Raw genomic sequence first — 20,991 nt, 5'->3', positions numbered from 1 at the left:
GAGCCAACCGGAGCCGTGTGGTCGCCCACTGGCTCATCTCGTGGACGCCGCTTCATCGCACGATCTCTCCTCGGAAGGTTCAACCTGTACGAGGGCGCCTGGCGCGCGATCAGGCATGCGGCGCGCCACCGTCCGCCGCCAGGCGCGTGAGCCACTCACGCAGCAGGCGCTGCTCGGCGTCGCTCAGGACATCGGCGTCGTCGGGGAGGGCGGCGCACAGCGCGCGGGCCGCTGCGGCGGGACCGGACTCCGCGGCGGGGACCGCCGGCTCGGCGCGGGTGACGGCCGCGACCATGGACTCGCGCAGGACGGTCAACAGCGCCGGATTTCGGCGGTCCGCGGGGGTGGAATGCCAGGTGAGGACCGCTCCCTGGCCGGTTGCCCGGATGATCTGGGAAGCCAGCTCCTCGTCGACCCGCAGCCACCCCCCGGCCGCCAGCCGACGCACCCGACCATGGAGGATCTCCAGGCCCGCGCGGTGTGCTACGTCCGATCCCCGGCCGGTGGCCCGGTTCATCACCGCGAACAAATGGGGGCGGGAGACCCCGAACTCGACCACCATGTCCCAGCCGCGGCGCAGCTCCTCCACCGGGTCCTGCGGGTCCGGGTCGAGCTGCGCGCGCTTTCTCTCCAGGAACTGCGCGTAGCCGTGCTCGGCGACGGCTTCGAGAAGCCCGTCCTTGTCGCCGAAGAGGCGGTAGATCGCCGGCGGCTGCATTCCGGCTGCGGCGGCGACCGCGCGGGTGCTCACCGCGTCAGGGCCGCCGGTCTCCAACAGCTCGACGGCCGCCTCGACGATGCGGCGCCGAGGGCTGTCAGTGGAGTCTCGCATAGCCATGAACCGATGATACCGAAGATGTGGTTCCACCGGAATTTCCAGTGTTACCGTTGGAGTGATTCCACTGGAACCAGTGTCGGGAGTGCCCAATGATCATCGTGACCGGAGCCACCGGGAAGCTCGGCCGCCGCACCGTCGAGCGCCTCCTGGAGCGCGTCCCCGCCGACCGGGTCGGCGTCAGCGTCCGCGATCCCCGCAAGGCCCAGGACCTCGCCGACCGCGGCGTCCGCGTCCGGCAGGGCAGCTTCGACGACCCCGCCTCGCTCGTACGCTCCTTCGAGGGTGCCGAGCAGCTGCTCCTCGTCTCCCTCGACCGCACGGGCCAGGAGTGCGTCGCCGGTCACCGCACCGCCATCGACGCCGCCGTGCGGGCCGGCGCCGGACGGATCCTCTACACCAGCCAGATGGGCGCCGCCCACGACGCCCGGTTCCAGGCATGCCGCGACCACGCCCAGACCGAGGACCTGCTGCGCGCCACCGGCCTGCCCTGGACCGCGCTGCGCAACGGCTTCTACGCCTCCAGCGCCCTGCAGTTCCTGGAGTCCGCCCGCCACACCGGCGACATCGCCCTCCCCGCCGACGGCCCCGTCGCCTGGACCGGCCACGACGACCTCGCCGAGGCCACCGCGGTGATCCTCGCCGAGGAGGCCCGCTTCGAGGGGCCCACCCCGCCGCTCACCGGCCCGGCCGCGCTCGACTTCGACACCGTCGCCGAGATCGCGTCCCGGACCACCGGACGGCCCTTCACCCGCACCGTCATCCCCGACGACGCCTTCCGCGAGCAGGTACTGGCGCACGGCGCCCCGGCCCCGATCGCCGACCTCATGCTGAGCATCTTCGCCGCGGCGCGGAATGGCGAGTTCACCGCTGTCGACTCGACGCTGGCCGAACTGATCGGGCGAGAGCCCGCCACCTTCCGCACCCACCTGGAGCGTGCCTGGGCCGAATAGATCCAGTGGGGCGCGCAGACGGCCCCGGCCTGACTCGCCGCCCACAGAGGCTCGTCCTCTGTCGCCCGAGGACGTCGATCACCAGATCGGCGGCCTCGGGCACAAACCCGGGCTCCCCGTCGATCTCGAACGATCCCAGAGGATTCCCCTGCCCCACCCCCGGCCCCGGCTGGCCACCCAGGGCAGACGGCTCCTCGTCGACGGGGTCCGCGCCGGCAGGCCCATCGCCCACGCCGCCGAAGGAGATTCCGGAAGCAGATTGGTCACGAGCACGCAGCAGAAGATCCCGTTCTGACCCGAAGTCTGCAGCGGGTTCGCGGCAAGTGCTCCAGTGAGAGTTCTCCAGTGCCCTGGTCAGCGGCCTGGGGGCGGCGAGTGCAGCGAGGTTGAGGCGTGGGTGGGGCGGTTTTGACGTGGCGGTCCCGCCCACGGGTGGCCCGCGCCGCATGTAGTGACAGCGGCCAGGACAACCGACCTGCCGCCGTGGTGATCGGCCCGCCGCCCAGCTGGCCGACGGACGGCAGGAGGTGGGGCGGAGGCGCTGCCATCGAGGGAGCGATCGGTGCTCGTGGACGCCGGGGTGGGTGTCTCGAACACGGTGGGCCGTGCGGCCGGTACGCGATGGAGCGGCCGATGCTGAACTCGGCGGGCGCGTAGGCGGTTCACGACGGATGCCCGAGGACAGCACGCACGGGAACACCGTACGGATGACGCAGGCAGGCGCAACTGCAGAAGCGGGACAAAAGCCTCGTTTCACCAGAACAAGTCTGTTCATCTGATTTCGGATGAGTATCTATACGGATAGAGCTTGGCCGATCACCGAAATAGGTTTCCTGCTGACAGAAGGTTGTCGGGAGGGGAAAGCAGTGGGCGATCTCAAGGTCGATCCGGGTGAGATCTACATCTCCGCATACGGCCCGCCTTCCCCGTGATCAACCGAGCCGGACCGACCACGGCCGGCCCGGCTGTTCCGGTTGTTCACCCCAGTCTTGGCCGCAAGGGATTTCACTGTGTCGTTCCCCTTTCCACGACTCGCCGCGCGCCGCGTCGGAGCCCGACGCCTCGGCGCTGTCGCGATAGCTCTCTGCCTCCCCCTGATCCTCGGAGGATGCATGTCCACGCCCGGTCCCAACGATCCCCTCCCCGTCAAGGCCCGGCAGGACGCCCAGGACTGGGCCCAACACATGACCGAATACATGGCGCAGACCGCCGGAGTCACCCTCACCCCCCGGCAGCGCGGAACCGTTCTTCAACGTCTGCGTCGGCAAGCACGACGAGGTCGCCAAGGACGGCCGGTACAAGCTGTCGTACGCGGTCTACAGCTCCGCCCCGCTCGAACAGCACCCGGAGGCCGTCCGCAAGGTCCGCGCGATGCTCGAACAGCAGGGCTTCAAAGTCGACGGCTACCGGGAGACCACCAACGGCAAGGTTGACACAGTCCTCGACGCCACCCAAGCGTCGAGCCGATACCTCGTCAGCGTCGGGACCACAACCGGAGGACTGCTCCTCTTCCAGGTCAACACCCCCTGCCTGATGCCCCCCACCACAACAGAGACTCCTCACTGACACCGTCCAGCACAGGTTCGGCCGCGGTGGCTGGGGCGCCCTCGACCGCGCGCCGGCCAATCCGGACGGCGACGGGCTGCTGCGCGCAGAGCAGGCCGTCGCCAGGCAAGCCTGCGAGGAGCGGGCGGCCGCGGAACGCCGCGGTGCCCGGGAAGGCAGAACAGCGATGGAAAGGGGTGCCCACGCTCGGGTTGCCCCTTCGCCGTTTCCGCCCGCCGCTTTCAGCTCCCGTCCATGCACCCGCCCGTCGGCCCTGCGCGCCGAGCGGGTGCCACACCGGCGCGGCCGGGCCGCGCCGGACCCGGTCCTCGATTCGGGTGGCGCCGCAGCCGTCGCCCGCCGGGAGCAGGCCATCCTCAACCGGCGCGAACCCGAGGCCCGTTTCGCCGGTAGTCGTCGTAGCCGGCGACGTAGCCGCCCAACGAGCGGCCCACCCGTTCCTCACCAGCGCTCCCGCAACCAGGCCCTGGGCACCTCATCGCGACATGGACACCAGCAGTTTCCTGCCACCTGATCTCGACTGTGGGGAAGTGGTGGGAGTTGCTGCGCGGGCATACGGTGATTCCGTTGCTGGCGGGCGGTCCCGCCGGGGCCGGGTCCGCGGGTGAGAAACCCTGTAGGTCAGAACGGGTGGATGTGCCAGGATCCTCCCGTGAGGACTTGGGATGAGCTGTCTGTCACCGAGCAGGTGCTGGTACGCCGCGCTGTCGCCGACACCAGCCCGCGCGGCAGCGCGCAGCACGTCACGGCCGTGCTGCGCTGGGCGGCCGCGCCCGAGGTGCCGAGGCGGCGCAACGCGTCGGCCGAGGAGCAGTCGCAGCGGGTACCGGAGCTGGCGGCGGCGACGCTCCGGCTGGTTGCGGACGGCTGGCTGACGTTGCGTCGAGCGCGCAGCACCGCGTTCGTCCAGGAGGACGGCCCGGAGGTGACGGGCGCGGAGCTGGAACAGCTGGTTGTCGACACGGCGACGTGGGTGTGGCCGTCGGACGACCGGTCCGGTGGGCCGGCGCTCTCCCTGCGGGCGACCGACGAAGGGCGCCGCCGCTGGGAGGCCCGGGCGTACGACCCGGAGGCCCAGCCCACCATCCGGCACGTGGACCTGACGGAGGACGAGGAGCGGGTCTGGGTGTGTGCCATGGAGGCGAGCGGCTGGCTGACCGGACCGTTCGGGATCCTCGCCGATCTGCCGTCCGGTCTGGAGGGTGAGGAACTGCGGGCGTACGTGGCGGCGGACCTCGCCCCGCTGGTCCGGCTCGTCCGCGAGGGAGCGATCGAGGTGCTGCACGTCGCTGAGCCCGCCGCCGAGGGCACCGTCGTCCCGCTGGAGGACCTGCTGGACGCCTTCGGTGACCGGGAGTTGCGCTGCGACGACCGCGACGACTGGGGTGTCGGATTCACCTGCATCCTGACCCAGTCGCTGGCGAACGCGCTCCGCTAGTTGCTCTGACCGGGAAGGTTTGCCGGTTGATGGACGTGGCTGTGGGATGTGCCGGGACGTCCGTCCATGTGGCGGCCGAGCCCGCCCGTACCTGATCGACGACCCGGCAGGACAGGAGCTGCAGCAGCTCGTGCGTCCGGGAACCACCTCCCTGAACGCCCGGAGTCCGTGGGTTGAGCTGACGCACCCAATAGGATGCGGCGTTCCATTCCACCGCAATCAAGCAAGAGGGGGCGCGGGATGCTACTGACGTGCCGCAAGTGTCGGCAGCGTGACGTTGCTTTTGACGGGATCAAAGGGCTGTGTCCGGTCTGCCAGCAGGAGAGCGACTTGTCGAAGCCGCCTCAGCGCCGCGGACGCAACGACAAGGCGGCGTTGCTGATCCAGTCCAAGGTGAGTCCCGGGCGGGTTTCGATGACGGGCCCGCTGCTCACGGTACTCGTTGCGGCCGTGGTGGCCATCGGCAGCGAGGCCGTGCGGTGCTCCGCCGAGCGGACGCGGGCCCACCAATGGGCCTTGGCCGCCGCCGGCGACGGCTATGACCGGGAGACCTGGCACAGCACAGTCCAAACGATCAACACCACGGGCATGTTGCGCTTCGTAGGCTTCATGGCACTTCTGTACGCCTACCAACGGTGGGTGCGTACCGGCTACGCGAACGCGATGTCACGCACCGACATCGGGCTGGGATGGGCCAGGGCCCTGCCGGGTGGCCGCGGAGTCGTCTGGACCTACGGCGCGTGGTTCATGTCGCTCTTCGCCGCGCTCTTCGTCTCATTCGTGACCAACTCCAACCTCAGAACGCCCGGCGACTACGAGACCGCGGCGAACGTCGACGCCATCTACAGCCTGGTGCGAATAGCCCTGGCCGTCCTACTGAGTGTCTTCGTCGTGCAGTTGACCCTGGGGCTGAACAAGCTGCTCGCCACGCCGCAGACGACGGAGGTGGCCGACCGGCCCGCCGAACTGCAGACCATCGGCGAGAAGTAACGCGCCACGCCTGGCCCCAGCGCCGGCGCCGCGCAGACGCACCCCCCTCAGCAACCGCCAATCCGGCAAACCTCATCGGTCACAGCACCAGCGTCCTGAACCAGAGGCCCGGCAGCAGTTCGGACGGGACACCGAAGTCGCGCGGTCCACGTCACTTGGCAATCGGTCAGGGTCAGCTGTCGGAGGACACCTCGCGGCTCCCGGGAAGCGCTGTGCCGCGGCGCGTCGTCCCGCGCCCGGTCCGGTCGAGGTGGTGCGTGAGCTCGGGCAACTGACGTGGCCGGCCGGGCAGCCGGGTGGGTGGAAGAGCCGGCCGCCCGTACCGGCAGCCGGCGCCTGGGCGATCCCCACCGCGGCTACGGTTGGCACCCCTACGGCCGCGCACCAGCTCGGCCGCTTCGCCCCGCCACGACACGGGTTTCGCCCCCCATGGAACTCCCCGCCGCAGGTCAGAGCAGCTACGCTGCCCGTGGCGCCTGCCGGACCCGAGACGCACACTTCTGGGCCATCACCGGCGGGCGCCGCCAGGTCGTCGTCCGTCCGGCCCCGGTGCTTCCTGGGAGACCGGAACCGCTCAGGGACCAGGATGCCTCGTTCGCGGCACCGTGGTTGTGGCGACTGGCGCTCCGCACGGTCGACTTGAGCGGGTTCCCCGGTCCCGAGGCCTTCGAACCGGGAGGGGACCGAGGTCGGGCTTCGCGGGCGGCCGGAACCTCGACGGCGTTCCGACCTGCTGGAACGGTCGAAGGTCGGCCGAGGGCAATCGGCAGGCGTGGGAGAGCGTGGCGGCCAGGGTGGGCAGCTCGCACTCCGGCTCGCCGAGTACCGAGGCGGGCAGCGCCGCCGCGAGCGCGCAGACCGCGGTCCGTGCGATCTGCTCGCCCATCGACAGGTCGGGGGGAGTTCCTCGGCGTGCGGGTTGCCCGTGACGATGTCGGCGCTGAGGCCGTACGCCAGCTCCTCGTCCAGCTGCCCTTTGCCACCGGGGACGATCTCCCGGCCGCAGTCCCGCTCGACGGCGTCGGCGGCCCGCTCCACCACGACGCGGTGCCGCTCCTCCGGCTGTCGCTCGTCCGAGCGCCCACGGCGAGGATGTGGCGGCCGCCGTCAGTCGGCTGGGGTCGCAGCCGAAGGTGACCTCCTTCGCACCGCGCCGCTGTCGCGAGGCGTGGCCGAGCCCGGGTCGTCACCGGCTCCCGGGCTCGGCCGCCGCGGCGCGTGTCAGCAGTTCACCGGCAGTTCCAGGGTGACCGGGACCGGACCTCGATAGGCCCCCGACACCGCGAAGGAGGCGTGCACGACCGAGCCGCACGGCACCGTGGTAGCGATGCCGTCCACCCGCACGGTGCTGACCGTGAACACGGTGCGCCCGGACACCGCGCCGAGCGATCCCCCACCGGCGGTCTCCGCCGACAGCCCGGTGATCAGTTCCTGCGGTGCCGGCGGCCACGGCGTCCCCGGCGAGGGCGGGCCCGCCAGCCCGATCTGGCCGTACACCACGACGTGGTCGCCGGTCACCTCCGCGCACACCTTGGTGGACAGCCCGGCCTGCAGGCCGGACCAGCCGCAGGTGGTTGTGGTGGCGGCAGGGGCCTGCGGCGCGTCAGCGATCGCCGGAACGGGGGTGACAAGGAGCGCGGCGGCACCGGTCGCGGCGGCCGCGATACGCGAGACGGGGTTCATGGGCTTCTTCCTTCGAGAGCTGGGGACGTTCGGAAACCTTCACGATGTGGCACATGTGATATTTCATTCGCGCCACGACAAGAACTTTGACAGACGTTTCGAAGGGCGAATGCCAGTTCTGCCTTGGAACTATGGTTCTGACCGAAATCAAGCCTTCGATGACGCATTCCCGTGTGGGTGGGCGAACCCCCGTCGCACCCCTGGCATCGCCTCGTTGAACCCGGGATGAACCGCCTCCGCGCCGCCGGGACCGATCCGCCGCCCTTCTTCCGCCTCCCGTACCGGCCAACCAGCGGACGAAGGGATCAGCGCGTCCCGCCGCGCGGCCCGGCTGGCCCACCCGGCCGCCCGCCGGCGCCCGAGCAGCGCGGTGAGTTCGTCTTCGGTGGGCCGCCATCGCCGTCCCGGCGCTGTCGGGGCTGCCGTCCTGGCGTCGGGGCGCGGGTGCGGTGTGGGTGGCCGTCAGGCCGCCGTACGGGAGGTGGTGTGTCCGGCTCGTACAGGCCGTCCGGGGCAGTCGCGCCTGGCTGTCGCCTGTCCTGTCGTGTGGGGTGCTGTCGCGGCCCGAAGCCGGGACGGTGACCGAAGCCGGGACGGTGACCGAAGTCGGGGACAACGCCGCTCTGTGAAAGTCACCGCGCGCACAGCCGGTCCAGGGACGCGCGGCTCTCCTCGTCCGCGGCACGGTAGACCAGCAGGCGCAGTTCCGGGTCCTGGAGCGGCAGCAGGATCTCGAAGTCGACGGTGATCGCACCGGCGACCGGATGCCGCAGTACCTTCCGGCCGCGTCCGTTGACGCCGACCTCCCGCTCCGACCACAAGCGGGCGAAGTCCTCGTCCTGCGCCGCGAATTCGGCGATGAGGCCGGACAGTCCACGGTCCTCCGGGTGCGCGGCCCAGGCCGCGCGCAGATGGGCGATCCCGTCCCGCAGCACCTGCTCCCGGTCGGCGTAGAAGTCGCGCATCTCCGGGTGCAGCAGGCACAGCCACATCGCGTTGCGCCGTGGCGGCGGAACGGCCTCGAAGCCCGGTAGCAGCCGCGCCATTTCGGGGTTCCAGGCGAGGATGTCATAACGGTGGTCCAGCAGCATGGCCGGCAGTGGCGACAGGTCACCGACCAGGCGGGCCAGCGAGGGCGCCACACCGGCGGCCGGCCCGCCGGTGGTGCCGGGACGGCGGCGTCCGGCCAGGTCGAACAGGTAGTCGCGTTCGCCCGGGTCCAGGCACAGGGCGCGGGCCAGCGCCGCCAGCACCTCTGCCGAGGGCCGCAGCCCGCGGCCCTGCTCCAGCCGGACCACGTAGTCGGTGCTGACCCCGGCCAGTTCGGCGACCTCCTCCCGGCGCAGCCCCGGCGTCCGCCGGGCCCGCCGGTGCGCCGGCAGGCCCAGCCGGTCGGGGTCGAGGCCTTCGCGCCTGCTCCGCAGGAAGGCGGCCAACTCCTGGGCGGCGTCCATGGTTCGGGTCGTCATGACCGGTCCAACCACCAGGGTGGGACGGGTCTTCCCAGGAAACGCCGTCCCTTACCCCCGGGCCGCCGCTGCCACAGACTCGGTTCCGGCAACGGATCACGAGCACAGGAGGACCTGATGGCACTGACCCTCGACGCCTACCGGCTGCTGGGCCGCTCGGGACTGCGGGTCTCACCGCTGGCCCTGGGAACGGCGACCTTCGGCACCGAGTGGGGCTGGGGCGCCGAACGGGCCGAGGCCCGCAAGCTGTTCGACCGCTACGTCGGGCTCGGCGGCAACCTCCTCGACACCGCCGACACCTACACCGACGGCAGCTCCGAGCGCCTGCTGGGCGAGTTCGCCCGCGAGGAGCGCGAACGCCTGGTGCTGGCGACCAAGTACTCGACGCTGCGCCGTCCCGGCGACCCCAACTCCGGGGGCGGTCACCGCAAGGCCCTGTTCGGCTCGGTGGAGGGGAGCCTGCAGCGGCTGGCCACCGACTACATCGACCTGCTCTACCTGCACGTCTGGGACGTCCGGACGCCGGTCGAGGAGGTCCTGCGCGGCCTGGACGACCTGGTGCGGCAGGGCAAGGTGCTGTACGTGGCGATCTCCAACACCCCGGCCTGGCAGGTGTCCCGGATGCAGGCGATCGCCGACCTGCGCGGCTGGTCTCCGCTGGTCGCGCTGCAGGTCGAGTACAGCCTGATCGAACGCACCGCGGAGCGCGACCTGATCCCGATGGCCCGGGAACTGGGCCTGGGTGTGGTCCCCTACTCCCCGCTGGGCGGCGGGGTGCTCAGCGGCAAGTACGGCCGGCAGGACGTGGGCGCGACGGGCGCCGGCCCCGACGGGAGCACCCGCCGCAGCCTCAACCTCGCCCTGGGCACGCTCACCGAACGCAACCTGGCCGTGGCCGGGGTGGTCCGGGAGGTCGCCGCCGAGCTCGGCCGCACCCCGGCCCAGGTCGCGCTGGCCTGGACCCTGCGCAACCCGGGCGTGGCGACCACGCTGATCGGGGCCCGCACTCCCGCCCAGCTGGAGGAGAACCTGGGCGCCCTGGAGGTCGAGTTCACGGCCGCTCAGCTGGCCCGCCTGGACGAGGCGAGCGCGGTCGAACTCGGCCAGCCGCACGACCTGCTGGAGAGCGACCACATCCGCCGGGTGACCACGGGCGGCCTGCGGATCGAGACCCGTCGCTGACGGTCGGCCGTCAGCGACGGTAGCCGGGATCTGCTCGCCCGGGTGAGGCGGCGGGCGCAGCCAGGGGCAGGGACGGAGTTCTCGCGCGGGGTGGGGCCGGTTCCTCCCGTCAAGGGCGGGATTGCGGGCATCCGACGCGCAGTTCCGGACAACATGGTGATGTGTCCATGCCGTGAACGAATCGGCCGCGCCGGCCCCGCTAGGGTCGCGGCAGCTCCACGATCCGGCACCGTACGGCCGTCGTGCGGTGCCGCCCGGACCTGCCGATGGGACTGGTGTGACGTGATCAGAAGACATCACCGACTGTTGGACCGTTCGTCCTGGCCGGCCCTCCGGGGCCGGCTCGCCTCCGTGGCGGGGGTGGTCGCGCTGCTGGCGGCCGTCCTCACCGGCACCGCGGCGGGCACGGCGAGCGCCGCGCCCGCCGCACCACCCGCTGCCGCCGTCTCCTCCGCCCCGTCCGCCCAACTGGCCGGCACCGGCTGGATCTGCCGGGGGACGCCCGTGCCGCCCGGCTACGTCATCACCGTGTACGACGCCAACCGCTGCAACGGAGCCGGCGGCTCCTACGTGCAGCCCCCGCAGGACCCCCTGTGGATCTGCGCCAGCTCGCCGATCCCGGCCGGCTACGTGCTCACCGACCACAACCCCAGCAGCAACCCCTGTCTCGGCGACGCCTGGCTCATGCGACTGGTCACGGACGGCGTCTGGACCTGCGCGGGCTCGCCGATCCCGGCCGGGTACGTCATGACCGGCCACTACAGCACCGGCTGCCGCGGCATCGGCTCCTGGTTCCAGCAGCTGGCTGCGCCCGGGCTGTCGATCTGCCCCGGCAACGCGGTCCCGGCCGGCTACCACCTGGGCGCCTACAACAGGGCGGGCTGCGCGGGCCTGGGCTCCTGGGTCCTGCTCCGCAACTGACCCGGATCGGGGGCGCCGCGCCGGGCCGCCCGGATTCCGGGTGCGGCACGGGCGGCGTCCGGGTGCACGGGGCGCACTGGGCGCAGTTCGACGGCTGCCAGGTCGGGGTACGGGCGACGGACGACGGGCCGCGGGGTCGGGCCGCACGCGGGCGTTCCGCTCGGCTCTGGTTGCCGGACGCGACCGGCGGGGTGAGCACGGCCTGGACCGAGACCGGCGCCGCCGCCGCCACTTCCGCCCACCACCGCCCATGGGCGGGTTCTGCCTGTCCCGCCTCGATCCTGCGCAGTACGGGAATCCGCCGACCGCGGCCCGGGAGCTTCAGGCCCCCGGGCCGCGGCTGCGGCTACTTCACGGCTTCCTTGAGCTTGGAGCCGGCCGTGGCCTTGACGCTGTAGCCGGCCGGGATCTCGATCGGCTCCCCGGTCTGCGGGTTGCGGGCCTTACGGGCAGCGCGGTGGGTGCGCTCCAGGGTCAGGAAGCCGGGGATCAGCAGCTTTTCGTCGCCCTTGAAGACGATCTCCCCGGCGATCTCCGCGAACGCCGAGAGGACGGCGTCGGCGTCCTTCTTGGGAAGGCCTGCCCGCTCGGAGATGGCTGCCACGAGTTCGGTGCGGTTCATCGTGCCTGCTTTCGATCACGGTACTGGTCCCACCGCATGCTGCCAGATGCGCAGGGCCGGTCGGTCAGCAAGACGATGCGGCGCGCCGTGCCGTCGAAGAGGACATCGGCGCTCGACGACCGGAGAACGGTCCCCGGCCGCCGGGTGTACGAACCGCCCAGTGGGCGGCAAAGGCGGATGCCATACGCGAGGACCGACCTGGCACCGGCTGGGGTGTGCCGGCGGCATCGGACCGGGAACACGCCACTCCCGACGGGCCACGCCCGTGCCCGGCGAACGCCCTCCTGTCGGTGGCTCGTCCTGGAGCCACCCACCCAGGACCCCCGGCCTTTCGACGACATCGCGGACGTACTGGCAGGTCGATCCCCACGCCGGCGACTTGCCGCCGCCCGTGCTGCTGATCGGCGTCCCGAGACCGTCACAAGGCTGTCGGGAGCGCCGGGTGTCCGGAGGGGGCGGCAGTCGACCGCGCTCCGGGCGACCTCCGTGAGCATGCGTCAGGGCCGGTGCTGCCCGTCCATGCGGACCTGTGCCCCGGTCCGGCCGGAAGGTACTGCCGGCGCGTCAGGACCGCCCGGCGGACGTCCATCTCTGCCGGTGGAGTCGTTCGAAGCCGTCCAGCATGAGGTCCAGGGCGAACTCGAACTCGAACTGGTCGTCACAGCCCTGGCCCACGACCGATTCGCTGTCGTGCGGCCGGGCCAGCACGATCTCGACGATGTGCGGGTACCGGGCGGCCATCTCGCCGAGCAGGGCCGCCTGCGCCTGCGGGTCGGCCTCGGCCGGAGCCGGGCCCGGCGAGGCCGGGAACAGCTCCTGGGTGAACCCCCAGACGCGGCTTCCCAGGGCGTGCATCGCGTGGTGGGTGAGGTCGGCGGACAGCCCCCCGGCCCGGAACATGCCGATGACCGAGTTCAGGTAGTCGAGTACGCCGGGGGTCGGGCTGGTTCGGGACTCGATGACGCGCGAGGCCCAGAGGTGGCGCAGCAGCGCTCGTCGTGCCGAGAGGATGCGACGGCGGATCGCGCACTTCCAGTCCGTGTCTCCGGCCGGGGGCTCGATCTCGCCGACGATGACATCCACCATGCCGTCGAGGAGCTGCTCCTTGTTGGCCACGTGCTTGTAGAGCGCCATCGGCACGACGTCCAGCTCGTGCGCCAGGCTGCGCATGCTCAACGCCTCGATGCCGGCGTGGTCGGCGAGTGCGACGGCGGCACGCAGCACACGGTCCCGGTTGAGGGGTGTCCGGCGTACCGCGTCCGTCTGCTGGGCCATGTGCTGACCACCTCCGTTCGACCGGTCGTCGCCGATCCGTCCTTGACAGGTGTACGCGGTACACCCTACCGTGGCGCGCATAGGTGTACGGTGTACACCTATGCGCGCGATCCACCTCATCCAAGGAGTCCCGGTGGCCTCACCAAGGAAGCTCGCGACAGCGGCGGGCGTGTGCTATCTCGTCACCCACGTCACCTCGATCGGCGGGCTCATCCTGTACGGCCCGGTGCTGCACAACGCCGACTACATCGCCGGTCGCGGTGCGGACACCCGGGTGCTCCTGGGTGCCCTGTTCGAGGTGGTCCTCGCCATCGCGATCGTCGGCACCGCGTTCACGCTGTTCCCCGTCGCCCGGCGGCACAGCGAAGGCCTCGCCGTCGGTTACGTCGGCCTTCGCACCCTGGAGGCCGCCGTCATCACCGTCGGCATTGTCAGCCTCCTGGCAGTCGTGACGCTGCGTCAGAGTCCGCCGCAGGGCGCCGATCCGTCCTCACTCCTCGTCACCGGCAGAGCGCTGGTCGCCGTCCATGACTGGACATTCCTGCTCGGGCCCAACTTCGTCTGCGGAGCCAACACGGTGGTGATGGCCTGTCTGATGTACCGCTCGCAGCTCGTGCCGCGCTTCATCGCCGTGCTGGGGCTGATCGGCGGCCCGCTGATCTTCGCTTCCGCGATAGCCGAGTTGTTCGGCCTCTACCAGCAGGTCTCGGGGGTGGGGTCGCTCACCGCGATCCCGGTGTTCGCCTGGGAGCTGACCTTGGCCATCTGGCTCATCGCCCGGGGATTCAAACCTTCCGCCGGCGCGATGGACGCCACCACCACCCCCTCGCCGGCAGCCAGTGAACACCGCTGACGGTACGACCCGAAGGCTGCCGGCGACCCGCTCAGCGCGCCGTCGCCCCGTGGGACGGGTAGTCCGTGTAGCCGACCTGTCCGCCACCGTGGAACGCGGCCGAGGCGGCCTCGGCGAGTCCTACTCGGGTGGCCGTCACCGAAGCCGAGCACCTGCCGTGCCGCTGACCACCCGAGTCGGAGCTGGGGACCGCGAGTCGAGGTGACGCGATGTCATGGCTTCCCGCCGAGCCCGAGCTTCTGCACCCCGAACGGGGAGAAGACCATGTGGGCGGCCCAGCCGTGGTGGATGAGGGCGATCTGGGAAGGCACTGGCGTCACCGGATAGACGGCCTTGCCCCGTGACCAGTTCGCGAGCAGGCCCTCGGTGGTGTCGACGGCGGAGACGACCATCGTCACCTGAAGCTTCCCGTCGCCCCATGTGTTCCACAGGGCCCACCCCTCGGGCCGGGCCTCGACCCCGAGGCGGGCGCACGCCTCCTCGTAGGTCTCCTCCATGCCGTCCGGCATCGCCCCGGGACGCAGAATCACCACGCCCGCGAGCTTCAGCTCGGGGCGGTCCGCCTCGTCGTCGAGGCAGCCGTCCCCTGGAAAGTGGTAGTGGCGAAGCCCCCGGGCCAGTGCGTTCACCGCCCGCTGCAAGCGCGTCGCGTCGTCTGCTTCGGGCAGGTACGAGAGCCAGCCTTCGGCCGAGGCGGCGCCCGCGACCACGCTGGCGAGCCGTTCTGTCTCTCGCAGGTGGTCGAGTTCGGAGAGTTCAGGTCGCATCACGGCGGCCAGTCTTGCAGCGGCGCACGGTTGAGGCATCCCGGTTTCCGCGCGCTCGGGCATGGGACCGGGCCCTCGCCGGGCGGCCCTGTCAGGGGCCGACCCGAGAGGGCCCGGGACCGCCGGACTTCCGAGGCACGCGGTTGCCGCCAGCTGTGCCATCCCCTGGTGTGGCCTCCGGCCGCTGCCCTCGGGCGGCGGTGGATCGACGGCGGCACCCGTTCCACCGGCAACCTCCAACTGGCCACCGGCCACCGGCGGGTTCTGGCCGTCTCGCCCGTGCCCACCGCCGTCGGGCCGCATCCCCGTGCCCAGCAGCAGGCGACCGAGCTGCGCGCCGCCGGCGCGCACGTCACCCTGATCACCCCGGATGCCGGCGCCCGCCGTGCGATGGGACGCAACCTGACCGCCAACGCCCGGCGTCCGGCCGCCGCCCGGGCCGGACACCGGCAGGGCACGGACCTCGCCGCCTCGCTCGCCCGCGCCTGGCCCTCCAGCGCCTGAACCGCGACGTGATCCTCGGGGAGGTCCGCTGCGACTCGGCAGCGGCTGCTCAGATGACGTGCCCTTGCGCGAGTTGCGGCGGCGTGTGGTGAGTTCATGATGGGCCGTCAGGTGTGATGGGCGGGTCGTGTCGGCTTCCCGGGTCCGTTGTGGGCAGGCTCTCGGCGTCCGGGTGGGTCGAGGAAGTCCGAGAGCAGGCGGTGCAGGACCTCCGGCCGTTCCAGGTGGACGTCGTGCGCGGTGCCCGGGACGCTCGCGGCTTGGGTGTCGGGGCGCCGGGCGAGCATCTCGTCGACTTCCCGCGCGGGGACGAAGCTGGACTGACCCAGGACGACCAGCGTCGGACAGACCACCTGTTCCCAGTCGTGCCAGAAGGAGCGCCGGGCGTTCTCGGCCAGCGAGGCGACCATCACGTCCCGGTCGAAGCGCGGCCACCACCGTGCGTCGCGTTCCTCCAGTCCGGCGGCCCAGCCCTCGCCGACCCGGCCGCCGCCGAGGAACTCGACCGCCGCCTCCCGGGTGGGGAAGGGCAGCGGCCAGGAGTCGAGCCAGTTGCCGACCTCCTCGGCGACGGCCGGGTTCGGCCCGCCGGGTCCGGCTTCGATGAGGGCGAGGGCGCGGACGTGCTCGGGGTGCGCCGCCGCTGCGAGCATGGCGGTGTGCCCGCCCAGCGACTGGCCGGCCAGCACGGCCGGCCCGAGGTCGAGCTGCTCCAGCACGGCGAGGACGTCGGCGACGTACGCCGCGCGGGAGAGGTCCTTCGGTGCGCGGTCGCTGCCGCCGTGGCCGCGCTGGTCGACGGCGACCACCCGGTAACGGTCGCTCAGGGACCGCGCCAGCGCGTCCCATTCGCCCGCATGGCCGGCCAGGCCGTGCAGCAGGACCACGGACGGCCCGGGGCCGCCCCAGTCGCGGCAGGAGAGGCGCACTCCGTCCCGCAGCACGGTGCGCTCGACCCATGGGGTGGCGCCCATCGGCTGGTGGCGGGCCGGCTTCCCGGGCCCGGTGCCGACCGCCTCTTCCACACCTATCGGACCCGGCTCCGGCTCACCCGGAAGCGCGGCGTCGCGACACTCGGCCTCACCGGGACCGTCGAGATCCTCGAACAAGCCGGAGACCGAGCCTTGCGCATCGGCATGATCAAGACCGCGGACCGAGCCTGGACGTTCATGCTCTTCCTTGACGCCGCAGCCACGACGGTGCTGGCCTGCGCCCGCGGCGGACGCGTCCAGCTTGAGGACGACTGACAGCAGGGCGCGTGTTCAGCGGGGTAGAGGCCGAATCCCAGGCGTCCCTCATGGTTGCCGCCGGGCGGCCCGCGCCGGCCCCCGGCGACTCGCCAACGGTGGTTCGTCAGGAGCCTGCGTTGCTGGAGTGGTTCAGGTCCGCACGGGCCCGCAGGAAGTTGAGATACTTGGGGTCGTCCTCTTCGAAGATTTCGGGTCCGCCACCCATGTAGGCCCTGATCAGCTCATCCGCAGCTCGGTCGTGGTCGCCCAGCTCGAAGGCGGTCTGGCCGAGTCGAAGGTGGATGTAGGGATTGCCGAGTCCGTCAGGGCACTGAACGGCGTTGTGGAAGCACTTGTAGGCCTTGTCGTGAACACCGCGCCGGAAGTGCACGTCTCCGATCGCGACGTAGATCCAGGTCGAGGCCGCCCAGTCACGGGGATCGCCCGGCAGCAGCTGGAGGGCTTCGATGTAGCGCAGCTTTGCCTCGCCGAACTCTCCCACTCCGGCCAGGGCATCACCCTCCTGACACAGGTCGGTGATCTCGGCAAGGACCTCATCGGGCAGTTGCATGGCCGTCCCTGTCATGGCTCGGGGCTTCGCGCAATTGGACTCCCGCGAAGCCTAGGTGATGCCGGCCGGCCGGTTTCGTTGAGGCCTTGGTGAGAGGGGAAGAAGGCACAGGTTCATCGTGCTCGACCGATCAGGCATGCGGTGGGCAGAAGGCTCGCACTCGGAACGTACTGAACTGGCTTCTTCGGATCTGACCACTCCGGACCAAGTCGTCGCGCCGTGCGCGAGTTTCTCCTGCCACATCTGCGGGACCTCGTTGACCGGATCCCCTCGCCGCTGCACACGCCGTGCGCAATGCTGGTTCGGCTGGCTCGATGAAGCCGGCCTCGATGTGGCCTACCGGGCCGTTCGACCGGATGACCGCTCTCGTGGGCCGGCTGGCAAGGACGGAGCGTGACCTCGGTTACCTCATGATCACCGCTGTCGTCCGCGACCGGACCGGCCGACGTAGCGGGCCGTGTCCGTCCGCCCCGCGGCCTCGGCGGCGCCCGCGCCCTGCCGGACGGAGGGCCGGCCCTACGGGGCCGGCCGCACCCGGGGCCCGTCCGGAACGGTCCTCGCACCGACCGCCTCGACGAAGGCGAGGACCGCGGGGTCGGGGACCTCTGACGGCCAGGCGAGCACGACTCGGCTCGGCGGGTAGTCGGTCAGCGGGACGAAGGCGACGCCCTCGGTTCGGTGGCGGTGGGTCGCACCCGCGGGGAGGATGCCGACGGCACCCTGCCACACGACGGCATGCAGGCACTCCGGCACCGTGCGGACGACGAGCCCCGAGCCGGTGCCCGCGGACCGCTCCACCGCCTCGCCGCTGTCGGCCTCGCCGAGCCAGTACCGCCGCCAGACGGCGTCGGCGTCCTCGGGCAGGCGGATCCACGGTCGGCCCAGCAGGTCGCCGACCCGCAGATGGGGCCGCCGTGCCACGGGGTCGTCCGCGGGAACCGCTGCGACCAGCGGCTCGGTCCCCAGCAGCCGGACCGCGAGGCCCGTGGTGTCGAACGGGAGCCGAGTCAGGGCGACGTCGACCCGACCGGACCGCAGCCCCGCCGTCGGGTCGCTGATATCCGCCTCGCACAGCCGTACTTGCGCGTCGGGACGGGTACGGCGGAAGGCTGCGGCCGCGCGGGGGCCGAATTCGAGACCGGCTCCGGCGACGGTGCCCACCACGATGGTGCGCCGCCGGCCCGTCTCCCGTACCCGTTCCCGCGCCCGCTCCGCCGCGTCGAGCAACTCCCGTGCCTCGCCCAGCAGAACCGAACCGGCCTCGGTGAGCCGTACGCCCTGCGCGGACCGTTGGAACAGCTGACAGCCGAGCTCGTTCTCCAGCTCACGAATGCGCTGACTGAGCGGGGGCTGCGACATGTGCAGCCGCGCAGCCGCGCGACCGAAGTGCAACTCCTCGGCCACGGCGACGAAATACCGCAGGCGGCGAAGATCCATGCCGTGCACCATATCGAGAAGGTCCGAGGACTACCGAAACGGTCTTGGACGCCCTTGCGGGTGCGCTGGTGAGCTGTTCCCGGGCGATCGAACGGTTCTCGCCCGATTCCTGCTCACCAACGGAGGCACTCGCATGCACCAGCACAGCCACGGCTACGCCGAGCCGTCCGACCTGCAACGCGCCCGGCAGGTCGGACGGCTCGCTCCCGAGGAGTTCGCCGCCTGGCAGTCCTTCCAGGAGGTCGTCGACCGCGGAAGCGGCTCCGTGCCACGCAAGTACCGTGAACTCGTGGCGATCGCCGTGGCACTGACCACCCAGTGCTCGTACTGCCTAGACGTGCACACCGCCCAGGCGCGCCGACACGGCGTGACCGCCGAGGAACTCGCGGAGGTCATCTTCGTTGCCGGAGCGGTGCGTGCCGGCGGGGCGCTGGCTCATGGCCTGCAGGCGATGAAGCTCTACGACGGACACTCGGTCACGTCGTCACCCTCGTAGGCCGTGCCACGCACCGCCTCCGGCCGGCGGACCCGCCCGATCACCGGACCGTGCGCTTCTTGAGCTGTTGCTGGGCCTCGTAACCGGGGGCGCCGACGTTGAGCCCGCCGCGGACGAACGTCCGGGCCGTCTGCTGGTCTCCTTTGATGATCTCCACGACGCCTTTGACGAGGCGGGTCCTGGAAGTGGAGTGGACGTGCCCGGAGTGCGCCTTGGCGAGTGGGCGGGGGGGGGGGGGGGGGGCGGCCGGAGTTGGACCCCCCCCCCCCCCCCCGACGCGACGGGGGGGGGGGGCGGGGGGGGGCGGCGGGGGCGGGCGGGGGGGGGGGGGGGGGGGGGGGGGGGGGCGCCCCCCGCGCCGCCCCCCCCCCCCCCCCCACGCCCGTTGCTCCTCGTGGTGGGCCCTGGCAGGCCGGCTGCCGGGTGTTCAGCTCAGCGGCACGATCTCCGGGGCGCCGAGCCGTACCGCGTCCGCCGTCAGGTCGTCCGGCTGGTGCTGCGCCTCGCGCTCGGCCTCGACCCGCTTGAGGTAGTGGTCGACCTCGCGCTCGATCTGCTCGGGGCCCCAGCCGAGCGGGCCGGCCATCAGCTCGGCGACCGTGCGCGCCGAGTTCACGCCGCGGTCCCAGGTCTCGATCGAGATCCGGGTGCGCCGGGCGAGCACGTCGTCCAGGTGCCGGGCGCCCTCGTGGGTGACCGCGTAGACGGCCTCGACCCGCAGGTAGTCGTCGGCGCTCGGCAGCGGCTCGCCGAGCGAGCGGTCCTCGGCGATCATCGCGAGCAGCTCGTACAGGAGCGAGCCGTACCGGTGCAGCAGGTGCTCGACCCGGGCGACGTGCAGGCCGGACTGCTCGGCGAGGGTGTGCCGGGCGTTCCAGATCGCGTGGTAGCCGTCGGCGCCGATCAGGGGGACGTCCTGCGTGACGCACGGCGGGACCTTCTCGTCCAGATTGCGCACCGCCTCGTCCACCGCGTCCTTGGCCATCACCCGGTACGTCGTGTACTTCCCGCCCGCGACCACGACCAGACCGGGGACGGGGTGCGCGACCAGGTGCTCGCGGGAGAGCTTGCTGGTCTCGGCGGCCTCGCCGGCCAGCAGCGGCCGCAGCCCCGCGTAGACGCCCTCGACGTCCTCCGGCGTGAGCGGGGTCACCAGCACCTTGTTGACGTGTTCCAGCAGGTAGCTGATGTCACTGGCGCTGACGGCCGGGTGGGCCTTGTCCAGGTCCCATGCGGTGTCGGTGGTGCCGACGATCCAGTGCCGTCCCCACGGGATGACGAAGAGCACGCTCTTCTCGGTGCGCAGGATCAGCCCGGTGCGGGAGTTGATCCGGTCGCGCGGCACCAGCAGGTGGACGCCCTTGGAGGCCCGGACGTGGAACTGGCCGCGGGTGCCGGCCAAGCTCTGTGTGTCGTCGGTCCACACGCCGGTGGAGTTGATCACCTGCTTCGCCCGGACCTCGAACTCCTGCCCGCTCTCCAGGTCCCGGACCACCACGCCGACGACCCGCTCGCCCTGCCGCAGGAAGCTGGTGACTTGACTGCGGTTGGCCACGTGCGCGCCGTAGGAGGCCGCCGTACGCACGATGTTGGCGGTGTGCCGGGCGTCGTCCACCTGCGCGTCCCAGTACTGGACGGCGCCGACCAGCGCGTCCGCGCGCAGCGCCGGCGCCTCGCGCAGCGCCTGCCGCTTGAGCAAGTGCCGGTGGTGCGGCAGACCGCGCGCGGTGCCGGAGGTGATCCCCATCGTGTCGTAGAGCAGCACGCCGGCGCCGACGTACGGTCGCTCCCAGATCCGGTGGGTCAGCGGGTAGAGGAACGGCACCGGGTGGACCAGGTGCGGGGCGAGCCGATGGATCAGCAGGCCGCGCTCCTTGAGGGCTTCCGCGACCAGGCGGAAGTCGAGCATCTCCAGGTAGCGCAAGCCGCCGTGGATCAGCTTGCTGGAGCGGCTGGAGGTGCCGGCCGCCCAGTCGCGGGCCTCCACGAGTCCGACACTCAGGCCCCGGGTGACCGCGTCGAGGGCCGAGCCCGCGCCCACCACACCACCCCCGAGCACCAGCACGTCGAGCTCGCGCTCGGCCATCCGGGTGAGCGCCTCGGCCCGGGCCTGCGGGGAGAGCGGCGCTGACTTCACCATGAGTTGGCCCGTTCTTTCTCTCGTCGGGGTGCCACTTACGCTCGTTGAGGTACTGCTTGA

20 protein-coding genes are annotated in these 20,991 nt (G+C 71.7%); 10 read left to right on the top strand and 10 right to left on the bottom strand.

Translation table 11 applies throughout. From position 1 onward, the window contains the following. Positions 1–109: 109 nt before the first annotated feature. Positions 110–838, bottom strand: a complete 729-nt coding sequence (locus ACIRVF_RS22630; protein WP_402820541.1) for a TetR/AcrR family transcriptional regulator — start codon at positions 836–838, stop codon at positions 110–112. Between the two features lie 89 nt (positions 839–927). Here ACIRVF_RS22630 and ACIRVF_RS22625 point away from each other — a divergent pair, with 89 nt between their 5' ends. From ACIRVF_RS22625 to ACIRVF_RS22610, 4 genes are all read left to right on the top strand, one after another. Then, positions 928–1,788: an SDR family oxidoreductase gene (locus ACIRVF_RS22625; RefSeq protein ID WP_402820538.1), complete on the top strand. Its 861-nt coding sequence runs from the start codon at positions 928–930 to the stop codon at positions 1,786–1,788. 1,371 nt (positions 1,789–3,159) lie between these two features. Then, a complete protein-coding gene (locus ACIRVF_RS22620; protein WP_402820535.1) occupies positions 3,160–3,354 on the top strand; it encodes a hypothetical protein in 195 nt (64 codons plus the stop codon). Between the two features lie 652 nt (positions 3,355–4,006). After that, complete coding sequence (locus ACIRVF_RS22615; protein WP_402820532.1) at positions 4,007–4,792, top strand: hypothetical protein; 786 nt, start codon at positions 4,007–4,009, stop codon at positions 4,790–4,792. 330 nt (positions 4,793–5,122) lie between these two features. Further along, positions 5,123–5,782: a hypothetical protein gene (locus ACIRVF_RS22610; protein WP_402820529.1), complete on the top strand. Its 660-nt coding sequence runs from the start codon at positions 5,123–5,125 to the stop codon at positions 5,780–5,782. A 1,221-nt stretch (positions 5,783–7,003) separates the two neighbouring features. Here the strand turns inward: ACIRVF_RS22610 and ACIRVF_RS22605 are convergent. Both ACIRVF_RS22605 and ACIRVF_RS22600 read right to left on the bottom strand, forming a co-directional pair. Next, positions 7,004–7,465 (bottom strand): hypothetical protein, encoded by a 462-nt coding sequence (locus ACIRVF_RS22605; RefSeq protein ID WP_402820526.1) that lies wholly within the window; start codon positions 7,463–7,465, stop codon positions 7,004–7,006. A gap of 632 nt (positions 7,466–8,097) precedes the next feature. Then, positions 8,098–8,934, bottom strand: a complete 837-nt coding sequence (locus ACIRVF_RS22600; RefSeq protein ID WP_402820524.1) for a helix-turn-helix domain-containing protein — start codon at positions 8,932–8,934, stop codon at positions 8,098–8,100. 117 nt (positions 8,935–9,051) lie between these two features. Here ACIRVF_RS22600 and ACIRVF_RS22595 point away from each other — a divergent pair, with 117 nt between their 5' ends. Together ACIRVF_RS22595 and ACIRVF_RS22590 are read left to right on the top strand one after the other, a co-directional pair. Further along, on the top strand, positions 9,052–10,116 hold the full coding sequence (locus ACIRVF_RS22595) for an aldo/keto reductase (protein WP_402820521.1): 1,065 nt from the start codon (positions 9,052–9,054) through the stop codon (positions 10,114–10,116). Between the two features lie 306 nt (positions 10,117–10,422). Next, complete coding sequence (locus tag ACIRVF_RS22590) at positions 10,423–11,037, top strand: hypothetical protein (RefSeq protein ID WP_402820518.1); 615 nt, start codon at positions 10,423–10,425, stop codon at positions 11,035–11,037. A 346-nt stretch (positions 11,038–11,383) separates the two neighbouring features. On the opposite strand, the gene ACIRVF_RS22585 is transcribed toward ACIRVF_RS22590, so the two are convergent. Together ACIRVF_RS22585 and ACIRVF_RS22580 are read right to left on the bottom strand one after the other, a co-directional pair. Further along, positions 11,384–11,659 (bottom strand): HU family DNA-binding protein, encoded by a 276-nt coding sequence (locus tag ACIRVF_RS22585; protein ID WP_033352399.1) that lies wholly within the window; start codon positions 11,657–11,659, stop codon positions 11,384–11,386. A 564-nt stretch (positions 11,660–12,223) separates the two neighbouring features. Further along, positions 12,224–12,934, bottom strand: a complete 711-nt coding sequence (locus ACIRVF_RS22580) for a TetR/AcrR family transcriptional regulator (protein WP_402820514.1) — start codon at positions 12,932–12,934, stop codon at positions 12,224–12,226. A 133-nt stretch (positions 12,935–13,067) separates the two neighbouring features. On the opposite strand from ACIRVF_RS22580, the gene ACIRVF_RS22575 reads away from it, so the two are divergent. Continuing rightward, positions 13,068–13,787, top strand: a complete 720-nt coding sequence (locus tag ACIRVF_RS22575) for a DUF4386 domain-containing protein (RefSeq protein ID WP_402820511.1) — start codon at positions 13,068–13,070, stop codon at positions 13,785–13,787. Between the two features lie 212 nt (positions 13,788–13,999). Here ACIRVF_RS22575 and ACIRVF_RS22570 read toward each other — a convergent pair whose 3' ends face one another. After that, positions 14,000–14,557 carry a hypothetical protein gene (locus ACIRVF_RS22570; RefSeq protein ID WP_402820508.1) on the bottom strand — a complete coding sequence of 186 codons (558 nt, stop codon included), beginning with the start codon at positions 14,555–14,557 and terminating at the stop codon, positions 14,000–14,002. Positions 14,558–14,722: 165 nt separating this feature from the next. Here ACIRVF_RS22570 and ACIRVF_RS22565 point away from each other — a divergent pair, with 165 nt between their 5' ends. Beyond that, complete coding sequence (locus ACIRVF_RS22565; RefSeq protein WP_402820505.1) at positions 14,723–15,058, top strand: hypothetical protein; 336 nt, start codon at positions 14,723–14,725, stop codon at positions 15,056–15,058. Between the two features lie 107 nt (positions 15,059–15,165). Here the strand turns inward: ACIRVF_RS22565 and ACIRVF_RS22560 are convergent, their stop codons facing one another. After that, positions 15,166–16,032, bottom strand: a complete 867-nt coding sequence (locus ACIRVF_RS22560) for an alpha/beta fold hydrolase (RefSeq protein WP_402820502.1) — start codon at positions 16,030–16,032, stop codon at positions 15,166–15,168. A gap of 6 nt (positions 16,033–16,038) precedes the next feature. Here ACIRVF_RS22560 and ACIRVF_RS22555 point away from each other — a divergent pair, with 6 nt between their 5' ends. Then, a complete protein-coding gene (locus ACIRVF_RS22555; protein ID WP_402820499.1) occupies positions 16,039–16,305 on the top strand; it encodes a hypothetical protein in 267 nt (88 codons plus the stop codon). Positions 16,306–16,411: 106 nt separating this feature from the next. Here ACIRVF_RS22555 and ACIRVF_RS22550 read toward each other — a convergent pair whose 3' ends face one another. Together ACIRVF_RS22550 and ACIRVF_RS22545 are read right to left on the bottom strand one after the other, a co-directional pair. Beyond that, complete coding sequence (locus ACIRVF_RS22550) at positions 16,412–16,858, bottom strand: tetratricopeptide repeat protein (RefSeq protein ID WP_402820496.1); 447 nt, start codon at positions 16,856–16,858, stop codon at positions 16,412–16,414. A 516-nt stretch (positions 16,859–17,374) separates the two neighbouring features. After that, positions 17,375–18,295 (bottom strand): LysR family transcriptional regulator, encoded by a 921-nt coding sequence (locus ACIRVF_RS22545; protein WP_402820493.1) that lies wholly within the window; start codon positions 18,293–18,295, stop codon positions 17,375–17,377. A gap of 133 nt (positions 18,296–18,428) precedes the next feature. Between ACIRVF_RS22545 and ACIRVF_RS22540 the strand changes: the two genes are divergently transcribed. Further along, on the top strand, positions 18,429–18,791 hold the full coding sequence (locus ACIRVF_RS22540; RefSeq protein WP_402820490.1) for a carboxymuconolactone decarboxylase family protein: 363 nt from the start codon (positions 18,429–18,431) through the stop codon (positions 18,789–18,791). Positions 18,792–19,218: 427 nt separating this feature from the next. Here the strand turns inward: ACIRVF_RS22540 and ACIRVF_RS22535 are convergent, their stop codons facing one another. After that, a complete protein-coding gene (locus ACIRVF_RS22535) occupies positions 19,219–20,931 on the bottom strand; it encodes a glycerol-3-phosphate dehydrogenase/oxidase (protein ID WP_402820487.1) in 1,713 nt (570 codons plus the stop codon). Between the last annotated feature and the right edge of the window lie 60 nt (positions 20,932–20,991).

It is taken from the genome of Kitasatospora sp. NPDC101157, from assembly GCF_044768255.1.
GTDB lineage: Bacteria > Actinomycetota > Actinomycetes > Streptomycetales > Streptomycetaceae > Kitasatospora.
Note: the sequence above shows the minus strand (reverse complement) of the source record. Positions and strands in the feature narration are given on the sequence as shown.

Coding starts and splice junctions, on each gene's coding strand:
- ACIRVF_RS22630 (WP_402820541.1), bottom strand. CDS start 838: ATGGCTATGCGAGACTCCACTGACAGCCCTCGGCGCCGCATCGTCGAG.
- ACIRVF_RS22625 (WP_402820538.1), top strand. CDS start 928: ATGATCATCGTGACCGGAGCCACCGGGAAGCTCGGCCGCCGCACCGTC.
- ACIRVF_RS22620 (WP_402820535.1), top strand. CDS start 3,160: ATGCTCGAACAGCAGGGCTTCAAAGTCGACGGCTACCGGGAGACCACC.
- ACIRVF_RS22605 (WP_402820526.1), bottom strand. CDS start 7,465: ATGAACCCCGTCTCGCGTATCGCGGCCGCCGCGACCGGTGCCGCCGCG.
- ACIRVF_RS22600 (WP_402820524.1), bottom strand. CDS start 8,934: ATGACGACCCGAACCATGGACGCCGCCCAGGAGTTGGCCGCCTTCCTG.
- ACIRVF_RS22595 (WP_402820521.1), top strand. CDS start 9,052: ATGGCACTGACCCTCGACGCCTACCGGCTGCTGGGCCGCTCGGGACTG.
- ACIRVF_RS22585 (WP_033352399.1), bottom strand. CDS start 11,659: ATGAACCGCACCGAACTCGTGGCAGCCATCTCCGAGCGGGCAGGCCTT.
- ACIRVF_RS22580 (WP_402820514.1), bottom strand. CDS start 12,934: ATGGCCCAGCAGACGGACGCGGTACGCCGGACACCCCTCAACCGGGAC.
- ACIRVF_RS22560 (WP_402820502.1), bottom strand. CDS start 16,032: ATGGGCGCCACCCCATGGGTCGAGCGCACCGTGCTGCGGGACGGAGTG.
- ACIRVF_RS22550 (WP_402820496.1), bottom strand. CDS start 16,858: ATGCAACTGCCCGATGAGGTCCTTGCCGAGATCACCGACCTGTGTCAG.
- ACIRVF_RS22545 (WP_402820493.1), bottom strand. CDS start 18,295: ATGGATCTTCGCCGCCTGCGGTATTTCGTCGCCGTGGCCGAGGAGTTG.
- ACIRVF_RS22540 (WP_402820490.1), top strand. CDS start 18,429: ATGCACCAGCACAGCCACGGCTACGCCGAGCCGTCCGACCTGCAACGC.
- ACIRVF_RS22535 (WP_402820487.1), bottom strand. CDS start 20,931: ATGGTGAAGTCAGCGCCGCTCTCCCCGCAGGCCCGGGCCGAGGCGCTC.